Here is a 10,151-nt window from a genome sequence, read left to right on the forward strand (position 1 = left end):
TCGCCACCCGCTACGACAAACGCGCCTACGTTTTCCACGGCACCATCACCACCGCAGCCATCAGACTCTGGCTCCGCGAATGATCCGCCGGACACAACCTAGTGACCTGAGTCGGAGATCCACCAGCAGATCTCCGACTCAGGTCACTAGGCCCCGGACCCCGCGCCCCGAACGCCGGCGGGGCTGGACGTGCCGACACGCACCCGCCAACCCCGTACGCTGCCCCGCACCCGCGGCGCGCCGTGCGGCAGCCCGCGCTGTGTGGTGGCCCGCGCTCGCGGTGTCCCGGCGGTGCCCCGCGCCTGAGGTGGTCGGGGTCGGTGGGGGCCGCGCTGGGCGGTGTCCCGCGCTTGCGGTGGCTCGCGTCGGTAGTGGGACGTGCCTGCGGTAAGCCGCGCCTGCGGTGAGGGGTGCTGGGCGGTGGCTTGCGCCTGAGTGGGCCGCGTCGGGGGTGGGGCGCGGCGGCGGCTGAGGCGGGGACGGGTGAAAGGGCGGGGTGGGGCGGGCTCCGTGCGGCGGCGCGCGTGGTGCGTCTGGAGGGGCGTGGCCGCAGGCGTGGGTCCCGTCACGGGTTCCGTGGCCGTGTCAGGAAGGGGTGCGCTGGGACAGCGCCAGGGTCCGGTGGGCGGCGGCCACCACTGCCGGGTCCACGAAGCGGCCGTCCGGGAGGGCCAGGGCACCCGGCGTGGCGCGGGCGGCGGTGACGACCTCCTCGGCGGCGGTGACCTCCTCCGGCCCGGGGAGGTAGGCCCGCTCGATCACCGGGAGCTGGCGGGGGTGGATGGCCGCCCGGCCGAGGAAACCCAGCGCCCGGCCCCGCGCGCACGACGCGGCCAGCGCCTCCAGGTCCCGGATGTCCGGGAACACCGACTGCGCGGGCGGCGCCAGCCCCGCCGCGCGGGCCGCGACGACCACCCGGGAGCGCGGCCAGTCGAGCCCGCTCTCCGCGCGGACGCCGAGGTCGGCGCAGAGGTCCGCCTCGCCCAGCGTCAGCCCGTGCAGGCAGGGGTGGGCGCGGGCGATCTCGTACGCCCTCTCCACCCCCAGCGCGGACTCCAGCAGCGCGTACAGCGCCACCCCTCCGGTGCGCTCCGCGACCCGGGTGACCTGTTCCGGCGCGTCGATCTTCGGCAGCCGCAGCCCCGCGAGCCCGGGCAGCCCGGCCAGCGCGGTGAGGTCGGCGCCCGACCAGGGCGAGCCGAGGGCGTTGACGCGGACGTGGACGGGGAGCGGCGGCCGTTCCGTCAGGAGTTCGGCGGTGGCCGCGCGGGCGTACTCCTTGCGCGAGGCCGATACCGAGTCCTCCAGGTCGACGATGACGGCGTCGGCCCCGCTGCGCAGGGCCTTCGCCACCACCTGGGGGCGGTCTCCGGGCGCGTACAGCCAGGTCAGGATCACAGGGCCCCCTCCAGGCGGAGAGCGGAGATCTCAGCCCCGGTGAGGCCGAGCTCCGTCAGGACGGATTCGGTGTCGGCGCCGTGCGGGCGGCCGGCCCAGCGGATCCCGCCGGGGGTCCCGGACAGCCGGAAGAGGACGTTCTGCATGCGGAGCGGGCCGAGTTCGGGGTCCTCGACGCCGGTGACCGTGCCGAGGGCCGCGAACTGCGGATCGGCCATCACGTCCCGGACGTCGTACACCAGGGCGACGGCGGCCTCGGCCTCCTCGAACGCGGCGACGACGTCGTCGGCCTTGTGGCGGGCGACCCAGCCGCCGACCGCCCCGTCGATGACCTCGGTGTGGGCGGCCCGCCCGGAACCGGTCGCGAACCACGGCTCGGTGATCAGCTCCGGGCGGCCGACGAGCCGCATCACGCGCTCGGCGACCGACTGGGCCGAGGCGGACACCGCCAGCCAGCGGCCGTCCGCGCTGCGGTAGGTGTTGCGGGGGGCGTTGTGGGCGGAACGGTTGCCGGTGCGGGGCTGGACGTAGCCCAGCTGGTCGTACCAGAGCGGGTGCGGGCCCAGCACGGTGAGGATCGGTTCGACGATCGCGAGGTCGACGACCTGCCCCCGCCCCGTGCGGTCCCGCCCCGCGAGGGCGGTCATCACCGCGTACGCACAGGTCAGGGCGGCGATGGAGTCCGCGAGGCCGAATGGCGGCAGGGTCGGCGGCCCGTCCGGCTCCCCGGTGATCGCGGCGAACCCGCTCATGGCCTCGGCGAGGGTGCCGAAGCCCGGGCGGTGGGCGTACGGGCCGTGCTGGCCGAAGGCCGTGACGCGGGCCAGGACGAGGCGGGGGTTGGCGGCGGACAGGGCCTCCCAGCCCAGGCCCCACCGCTCCAGGGTGCCGGGGCGGAAGTTCTCCACGACCACGTCGGCGGTGGCGGCCAGCCGCAGCAGGGTGTCCCGGCCGCCGGGCGCGGACAGGTCGAGGGTCATCGTCCGCTTGTTCCGCCCGAGCAGCTTCCACCACAGCCCGACGCCGTCCTTGGCCGGCCCGTGTCCGCGCGAGGGGTCGGGCCGCCGCGGGTGCTCGACCTTGACCACCTCGGCGCCGAAGTCCCCGAGCAGGGTCGCCGCCAGCGGCCCGGCGAACAGGGTGGCCAGGTCCAGCACCCGCAGCCCGGCCAGCGGGCCGCCGCCGGGCGCGGGGCCCGCGTCCGCGTGCGGTGTCCGGGGCTCCGTGCCGGGGGGCGTCATGCGCCGGCCCCGTCGAGCGGCGCGGCCGGCGGGCCGGGCTCCGGTGCGGCCGCGGCGAAGGCGTCCGTCTCCGCCCGCGTGGGCATGGAGTCCTGCGCACCGGGCCGCTGGACGGACAGCGCCGCCGCCCCGCAGGCCCAGCGCAGCGCCTCCGGCATGGCGCGGCCCTCCCCGAGGGCCACCGCGAGCGCCCCGACGAAGGTGTCCCCGGCGGCGGTGGTGTCCACCGCCCGGACCCGGGGGGCCGCCACCACGAGGGGCTCGCACCCCCGGGCCGCGTACAGGCAGCCGGCTCCGCCCAGGGTGACCACCACCTCCGGGACCTCGCGCAGCAGCGCCTCGGCGGCCCGGTGCGGGTCGGTGAGCCCGGTCAGGGCGGCGGCCTCGTGCTCGTTCGGGACGAGCAGGTCGGTGGCGGCGAGCAGCCCCGCCGGGAGCGGCTGGGCGGGGGCCGGGGTGAGGACCGTACGGACCCCCTGCGCGCGGGCGGCCCGCGCCCCGGCGAGGACGGCTTCCAGGGGCAGTTCCAGCTGGAGCAGCAGGCAGTCGGCGGCGCCGATCCGCGACGCGTCGCCCGCCTCCAGGCCGGTGACGCGGGCGTTGGCGCCGGGGATGACGATGATGCTGTTGCCGCCCTCGTCGTCGACGGTGATGTGCGCGGTGCCACTGGCGCCCTCGACGGTGCGCAGGGCCGCGGTCTCGACCCCGGCCGAGGCGAGTGCGGCCCGCAGCCGTACGCCGAACTGGTCCGCCCCGACCGCGCCGATCATCACCACCTCCCCGCCGAGGCGGGCGGCGGCCACCGCCTGGTTGGCGCCCTTGCCGCCGGGGACCGTGCGGAACTCCCGCCCGGTGACGGTCTCCCCGAGGCGGGGGGCCTTGGGCACGTAGGCGACGAGGTCCATGTTGGTACTGCCGAGCACGGCGATGGCCGTCATGGTCGGGATGCCTCCTGGGCGGTGAGGTGGGCGAGGGTGTCGAAGCCGACGCCGTCGAAGCCGGCGACGGTGGTGGCGAGACGGTTCTTGAGCGGGGCGGTCCAGCGTTCCGGGATCCGGTCGGGGGATCCGGCCAGGAGTCCGGCGACCGACCCGGCGGTGGCGCCGTTGGAGTCGGTGTCCCAGCCGCCGGACACCGCCCGGCACACGGAGTGCGTGAAGTCCCCGTCGGCATGGGTGAGGGCGGCGGCGATCAGGGCGGTGTTGGGGACGGCGTGCACCCAGTGGTAGTGGCCGTAGCGGGCGTGCAGCCGGTCCACGACCCGGTCGAAGCGGGCCTCCTCGCCGGCCGCGCGGATACCGAAGCGGACGGCCTCGGCGAGGCGCGAGCTGGGGGGTACGACGGCCAGCCCGGCCCGGAGCGCGGCGTGCACGTCGGCCCGGCCGCCGGCGGCCTCGGCGATGGCGGCGGCGGCGAAGAGGGCGGCGTAGACCCCGTTGGCGGTGTGGGTGAGCGTGGCGTCCCGCCAGGCCTGCTCGGCCGCGGCGGCCGGGTCGCCGGGATGGGTCCAGCCGTGGACGTCGGCGCGGATGAGGGCCCCGATCCACTCCCGGAAGGGGTTGTGGTGGGTGGCGGTGAGCGGGGGTTCCAGCCCCTGGAGGAGGTTGCGGTAGGCGACGCGCTCGGCGGTGAAGGTGCGGCCGGCGGGGAGCTCGTCGAGCCACAGGCGGGCCAGGTCGGCGGTGGCGAAGCCCTTGCCGTGGCGCTGGAGCAGCAGCAGGCCGAGGAGGGGGTGGTCGAGGTCGTCGTCCTCGGGCGTGCCGTCGATGTTCTCGGCGAGGGAGGTGGCGGCGGAGCGGCGGTTCCACGGGTACGCGGCCAGCAGCCCGGCGGGGACGCCGCGTGCGGTGAACCAGTCGTCCAGCGGCCAGTTCCCGGCGGCGCGGGCGAGGGCCCGGATCCCGTCCAGGGGGAGCTTCTCCACGGGTTTGCCGAGCACGCAGCCGACGGCCCGGCCGGTCCAGGCGGCCTCCAGCCTGCGCCGCAGCCCGGGGTCCACGGGGCCGGGCGCGGTGGTCGGGCCGGCCGGTCCGCGGGTGTCCGGGCCGGGGTGCGGCCCGCCGGCCGGGGTCCGGCTGCCCGAGGCCGTCGCGGGCGCCCGCCGCGTCTCCCGGGCCGCGGCCGCGGGCTCCCGGCCCGCGGCTCGCGGCGGCGGTGCGGGCCAGGTGGCGCGCAGGGCCGGCCAGGCGGTGGGCTCCGCGGCCGCGGAGGGGACGGGGAGGTCCGCGAGCCCGGCCAGCAGGCGGGTGGCGAGCGCGCGCAGCTCCGGCGCGGCCGGGGCGGGGGAGGCCCCGGCCCGGGCGGGGGCGGGACGGCCGCCCGCCGCGAGCCAGGCGCGCCGGGCCGGGCCGGGGTCCCGGCCGTCCTCCTCGGCCTGGCGCAGCTCGTGGCCGACCAGGTCCTCGGGCTGGACCCAGGTGAGCCGTACGCGGTCCGGGGCGGCGGGCTCCGGGCCTGCGGCGCGGGGGCCCGTCACCGCGGGGAGGCCATCGCGGCGAAGGCGTCCTCGTGGGCGCGCCGGCGGGACAGGTCCCGGTCGAAGACCTCCCGGGCCACGGCGGCCAGCGCGGCCGCCGGGGCGCGCAGGTCGAGCCGGCTGGCCTCCGCGACCCGCTTCGCCCACTCGGCCGGCACGGCGGACTCCCCGCCCAGGGCGCCCGCGACCGCCCCGGCCATGGTGGCGATGGAGTCGCAGTCACGGCCGTAGTTGACGGCGCCGAGCACCGAGGTCTCGTACCGGCCGTCCGCGACCAGCAGCATCCCGAGGGCGATCGGGAGTTCCTCGACGGAGTGCAGGCGCGAGGGGCGGCGGGCGCCGAGCGAGGGCGCCCGGTAGTCCGGTCCGACCGAGTCGTACGGGGCCACGGCGGCCCGCAGCGGCGCGAGCGCGGATTCGAAGTCCCGGTGCCGCAGGGCGGCTTCGCGGACCGCCGCGATGGCCGCGCGGGTGCCGTCCTTGGCCAGGGCCAGCGCGCTGTCCACCACCGACGCGGCCGTGGCCCCCGGAGCACACGCCGCCGCGACCGCGGCCGCGAAGACCCCGGCCGCCTCCCGCCCGTACGAGGACTGGTGCGCGCCCGCGACGTCCAGCGCCTCGGCGTACGCGGCGGCCGGGTTGCCCGCGTTGACGAGGCCGACGGGTGCCATGTACATCGCCGCACCGCAGTTGACGATGTTGCCGGTGCCCGCCTCGCGCGGGTCCGCGTGCGCGTAGTGCAGCCGGGTCACGATCCACTTCTCGGCGAGGAAGATCCGCTGGAGGGGCAGCGCCTCGGCCTCCAGCTCCGGGATCCAGCGGGGGGTGCCCATCAGGTCCGGCACGAGGTGCTCGGCGACCGCGTACGCGTCCAGGTGGTCGCGTACGGCGGTGTAGACGCGTACCAGCGCGTGCGTCATGAGGGTGTCGTCGGTGACGTGCCCGTCGCCCTTGTGGTACGGCGCGATGGGGCGGGCGGTCCGCCAGTCCTCGTACCAGGGGCCGACGATGCCGTGCACGCGGCCGCCGTGCCGCTCGGCGATCTGCTCCGGGGACCAGCCCTCCACCGGGCCGCCGAGGGCGTCGCCCACGGCGGCGCCGACGAGGGCGCCCGAGAACCGGTCCTCCAGTGTGAGGGTCATGCCCGAATCATCCCTTCGGTGAGGTGAGTTCCGTACGCGAGAGCAGCGCGGCGAGTTCGACGAGGTCGGTTCCGGCCAGCCGGGGCAGGGCGCAGCCGGAGAGGGTGCGGCAGGCCTCGCGCCAGGCGGCGGGCAGGGAACCGCCGCCGCCGAGGGCGCCGGTGAGGGCGCCCGCGAGGGCGGGGGCCGAGTCGGCGACGCGGGAGAGGCAGGCGGCGGCCGGGACGGCCCCGCAGACGTCGCCGCGGGCGGCGGTGGTGAGGGCGAGGGCCACCGGGACGGTCTCGGCGGCGGCGATGCCGTAGCTGTAGACGTGGTCGACGATCTGGTGCTCCAGCAGGGGCACGAGGGCGAAGGCCCCTTCCCCCTCCGCGCCTTGACGGGCCCGGGCCAGTCCGACGGCGTGCCGGGCGTTGCGGCCGATCTCGGTGGCGGCGGGCAGCTGGGCCAGCGCGGCGTCGACGGCGGTGTCGGCGTCCGCCCCGGCGAGGGCAGCGGCGACGGCGGCGGCCATGGCCCGGGCGCCGTGGACCCCGTCGCCGTCCTGGGTGTAGCGGGCGTCGAACTCGGCGAGGTCCGCGGCCGCCCGGGGGTCGCCGGGGTGCACGACGGCGAGGACGCAGGCACGGACGCAGGCGGCGTCGTCGAAGTAGTGCGGGTTGTCGTGGCCGGTGGCGGGCGGGCGCAGGCCCGCGGCCAGGTTGCCGAGCCCGGCGCGTACGGAGATCCGGGCGCGCATCGGCAGCACCGCGGACTCGACCTCGGGGGCGCGTTCGGCGGCGGCGGCGACCTCGCTCGCCAGGGCGTTCCAGGCGAGGTCGATGGCGGCGCGCATGCGGCGGGACCGGGACAGGTCGCTGAGCAGGGCCCCGGCGGCGGTGAGTACGGACTCGGCGGCGAAGGCGGCCCACTCGGCGTCGTCGGAGGGGCCGAGGCGCAGGGGCTCGGGCGGCTGGTTGAGGGCGATGGGCACGGGGAGGGTGGTGGTGGCGTTCTGCTCCGCGAAGGTGTCGAGCTCGCGGGTGAGGCGGCGGGTCCACTCCGGCATGCGGCTCGCCCGGTGCCGGGCGGCGGGCCAGCCGGCGGCGTCGCCCGCCGCGAGCCCGAGGAGCAGCCCCTCGATCCGCCGGCCCGCTTCTGCCGGCGGGGCGGGAGTACGGGGCTCCGCGCGGGGCGTGGGCCACGGCCTTCCGGGGACGCGGCCCGGGCCGGGGGTTTCCCCCGCCGCGCCCCTCCCCGCAGCCCGGGGCGGCCTCCCGGCCCCCGGGGCCGCGTCCCGGCCCGGGCCGGCCGGGACGGGCGCGGTGGTGGCCCCGCCCGGCGGGGCGGTGAGCACGGCCGCCGGTCCGGGTACGCCGGCCGGGGGCGGCCCGCCGGGTCCGGCGGCCGGACCCCGGGCCGGTGCTGTGGCTCCCGGCCAGGGGTGCGCGGTCCAGGTCACCGCCGGGGCGGCGGGTCCGGGCGCGGGCCCGCCGGCGGGGGCCGGGTCCCCCGCGGCGGCGGCCGTGCCCCCGCGGGCGGTCCCGGCTCCCGGGCCGGGCTCCCGGCCCGGCGGGGGAGGGGACCCCGGGGCGGCCGGGCCGTCGGGGACCGAGGGAGCGGGGGGTGCCGGGGTGGTGGCCCGGGGGAGGTCCGGTGCGGGGGCGCGGTCCGGCGCGGCGCGGCCGGTGAGGGAGTCGGGGGTCATCGGGCGGGCTCGGTTTCGGGGGTGAGGAGGTCCGCGACGTCCAGGACGTGGTAGCCGCGCATCGAGGGGAGGCAGCTGCCCCGGACCGGGCCGATCGCCGAGGCCCAGGCGGCGGGGATGGCCGCGGCCCCCGACAGGGCGCCGGCCAGGGCGCCCGCCACCGCCGCGGTGGTGTCGGCGTCCCGGCCCATGTTGACGGCGGTCAGGACGGAGCCGGGGAAGTCGCCCGCGCAGGCGGCGAAGGCACCGAACGCCAGGCCCACCGCCTCCGGCGCCAGATCCGTCCAGGGATAGCCGCCGATGACCACCGCCGAGCGCACCGCCCGCTCCCCGCGCGGGGCGGCGGTCACCGCGCGGCGCAGCGAGCGCGCCGTCCAGGAGTCGGACGGGATCACGGACAGCGCCGCCGAGACCACCGAGACGGGCGAGCCGCCGGCCATGGCGGCGGCGACGCCGGCCGCCACCGCCTGGCCGCCGTAGATGCCCTCCCCGTCATGGCTGACGGAGCCGTCGATCGCGACCAGGCGGGCCGCCTCCGCCGGCCGGCCGGCGGCGAAGACCCCGAACGGGGCCGCGCGCATCGCCAGGCCGTCCGACCAGGCGTGCCGGTGCTGCGCGGAGATGGGCGCCGCCAGGCCCCGGCGGAGGTTCTCCAGCGTTCCGCGCTCCGAGAAGCCCGCACCGCGGAAGGGCCCCTCGTCCAGGTCCGCGATCCAGTGGTGCCAGGCCCGTTCCACGTGCGCGACGGTGAGGGCGGAGCCGTGCCGGGCCAGCAGCAGGCCCGAGAAGATCGCGTACTCCGTGTCGTCCGTGCCCGCCGGGTCGTCCGAGACGAAGCCCTCGATCCGGCCCCACTTCGCCCGGATCTCCGACGGCTTCATGTTCTCCGCGGGGGCGCCCAGCGCGTCACCCACCGCGAGGCCGAGAAGTGCGCCCCTGGCCCGTTCGAGGAGGACCTGCGGACCGCATGTGGTCAGCTCCATGGCGCGCCTCTCCACTTGGTGGGGGGCTCATCATGAGCCCTTGGGGGATTTGTGCCACGGCATGAGGTTTGCCGGTCGCCGCGAAACGCCCCACGCGCACCCCCGTCACCCGGTCGCCGACCCGCGAAAGCCCAGGTAAGTACGGCCTTCCTTGCTGGCGGGAGCCCGAAATCGTGCGTACTTTCGAGGTGTTGAGGGGGAGTGTCCCGTGCCGGGGCACAGCTGCGCGTCGCTCGCGCGTACCCACCCGTACCCACTCGCACAGAAGGGGAGATACGCCGCATGTCCATCATCGACGTCGAAGCGCCGCTGCACACCGCGCACCGCGACAACCACACCCACCGCGACGTCAACGGCGGCTGGCTGCGGCCGGCCGTCTTCGGTGCCATGGACGGGCTCGTCTCCAACCTCGCCCTGATGACCGGCGTGGCCGGCGGCGCCGTCGCCCCGCACACCGTCGTGATCACCGGTCTCGCCGGTCTCGCGGCCGGCGCGTTCTCGATGGCGGCCGGCGAGTACACCTCCGTCGCCTCGCAGCGCGAGCTGGTCCTCGCCGAGCTGGACGTGGAGCGCCAGCAGCTGCGCAAGCACCCCGTCGACGAGATGGAGGAGCTGGCCGAGCTCTACGTCTCGCGCGGCGTCGAGCCCGCCCTGGCCCGCGAGGTCGCGATGCAGCTCTCGCGCGACCCCGACCAGGCGCTGGAGATCCACGCCCGCGAGGAGCTCGGGATCGACCCCGACGACCTGCCCTCGCCGCTCGTCGCCGCGGTGTCGTCCTTCGGCAGCTTCGCGCTGGGCGCGCTGCTGCCCGTACTGCCCTACCTGCTCGGCGCGACCGCCCTGTGGCCGGCCGTGCTGCTGGCGCTCGCCGGGCTCTTCGCCTGCGGTGCGGTGGTCGCGCGGGTCACGGCCCGGTCCTGGTGGTACAGCGGCCTGCGCCAGCTCGCCCTGGGTGGCGCCGCCGCGGGTGTGACGTACATCCTGGGAACCTGGCTGGGCAGCGCCATAGGCTAACGGCCGCGGGAGTGAGACACTATGCAGAGCGCAACATAAGTAGTCCGTTACCCGGTGGTTTCGATTCCGAGACCGCTGGGCATCACCCCAGGGCGCCGGGCAACGATGCCCGTTTCGCGCGCCGGGACCTTCGCCCCGTGCCGTACCCAGCGGAAGCCTCCGCGGACGTCCCTGCAGAGCCGCAGCAGTCCTCGTAGAAGCCTCCGCGAC

At 77.5% G+C, this 10,151-nt stretch carries 8 protein-coding genes; 1 reads left to right on the forward strand and 7 read right to left on the reverse strand.

What is annotated here, in order from left to right; translation table 11 throughout:
* Positions 1-585: 585 nt before the first annotated feature.
* From ACZ514_RS23020 to ACZ514_RS23050, 7 genes are read right to left on the reverse strand one after another with little or no spacing between them, the layout of a single operon-like run.
* Positions 586-1,398: an HpcH/HpaI aldolase/citrate lyase family protein gene (locus ACZ514_RS23020; protein WP_468166992.1), complete on the reverse strand. Its 813-nt coding sequence runs from the start codon at positions 1,396-1,398 to the stop codon at positions 586-588.
* The gene (locus ACZ514_RS23025; RefSeq protein ID WP_468166994.1) at positions 1,395-2,639 is read right to left on the reverse strand and encodes a CaiB/BaiF CoA transferase family protein; all 1,245 of its coding nucleotides are present in this window, start codon (positions 2,637-2,639) and stop codon (positions 1,395-1,397) included. Before ACZ514_RS23025 ends, ACZ514_RS23020 begins: the two co-directional genes overlap by 4 nt.
* Positions 2,636-3,577 (reverse strand): ribokinase, encoded by a 942-nt coding sequence (gene rbsK / locus ACZ514_RS23030; protein WP_469125536.1) that lies wholly within the window; start codon positions 3,575-3,577, stop codon positions 2,636-2,638. The genes ACZ514_RS23025 and rbsK overlap by 4 nt, the downstream gene beginning before the upstream one ends.
* On the reverse strand, positions 3,574-5,115 hold the full coding sequence (locus tag ACZ514_RS23035; protein ID WP_469125537.1) for an ADP-ribosylglycohydrolase family protein: 1,542 nt from the start codon (positions 5,113-5,115) through the stop codon (positions 3,574-3,576). Before ACZ514_RS23035 ends, rbsK begins: the two co-directional genes overlap by 4 nt.
* Positions 5,112-6,257: an ADP-ribosylglycohydrolase family protein gene (locus ACZ514_RS23040; RefSeq protein WP_468167000.1), complete on the reverse strand. Its 1,146-nt coding sequence runs from the start codon at positions 6,255-6,257 to the stop codon at positions 5,112-5,114. The genes ACZ514_RS23035 and ACZ514_RS23040 overlap by 4 nt, the downstream gene beginning before the upstream one ends.
* A 7-nt stretch (positions 6,258-6,264) precedes the next feature.
* Entirely contained in the window at positions 6,265-7,944 is a 1,680-nt protein-coding gene (locus ACZ514_RS23045) for an ADP-ribosylglycohydrolase family protein (RefSeq protein WP_469125538.1), read from the reverse strand.
* Positions 7,941-8,927 (reverse strand): ADP-ribosylglycohydrolase family protein, encoded by a 987-nt coding sequence (locus tag ACZ514_RS23050; RefSeq protein WP_468167002.1) that lies wholly within the window; start codon positions 8,925-8,927, stop codon positions 7,941-7,943. Before ACZ514_RS23050 ends, ACZ514_RS23045 begins: the two co-directional genes overlap by 4 nt.
* A 282-nt stretch (positions 8,928-9,209) precedes the next feature.
* On the opposite strand from ACZ514_RS23050, the gene ACZ514_RS23055 reads away from it, so the two are divergent.
* Complete coding sequence (locus tag ACZ514_RS23055) at positions 9,210-9,941, forward strand: VIT1/CCC1 transporter family protein (RefSeq protein WP_468697744.1); 732 nt, start codon at positions 9,210-9,212, stop codon at positions 9,939-9,941.
* Positions 9,942-10,151 lie beyond the last annotated feature (210 nt).

Source organism: Streptomyces sp. NPDC034086, from assembly GCF_055575515.1.

Coding starts and splice junctions, on each gene's coding strand:
- ACZ514_RS23025 (WP_468166994.1), bottom strand. CDS start 2,639: ATGACGCCCCCCGGCACGGAGCCCCGGACACCGCACGCGGACGCGGGC.
- ACZ514_RS23040 (WP_468167000.1), bottom strand. CDS start 6,257: ATGACCCTCACACTGGAGGACCGGTTCTCGGGCGCCCTCGTCGGCGCC.
- rbsK (WP_469125536.1), bottom strand. CDS start 3,577: ATGACGGCCATCGCCGTGCTCGGCAGTACCAACATGGACCTCGTCGCC.
- ACZ514_RS23045 (WP_469125538.1), bottom strand. CDS start 7,944: ATGACCCCCGACTCCCTCACCGGCCGCGCCGCGCCGGACCGCGCCCCC.
- ACZ514_RS23055 (WP_468697744.1), top strand. CDS start 9,210: ATGTCCATCATCGACGTCGAAGCGCCGCTGCACACCGCGCACCGCGAC.
- ACZ514_RS23050 (WP_468167002.1), bottom strand. CDS start 8,927: ATGGAGCTGACCACATGCGGTCCGCAGGTCCTCCTCGAACGGGCCAGG.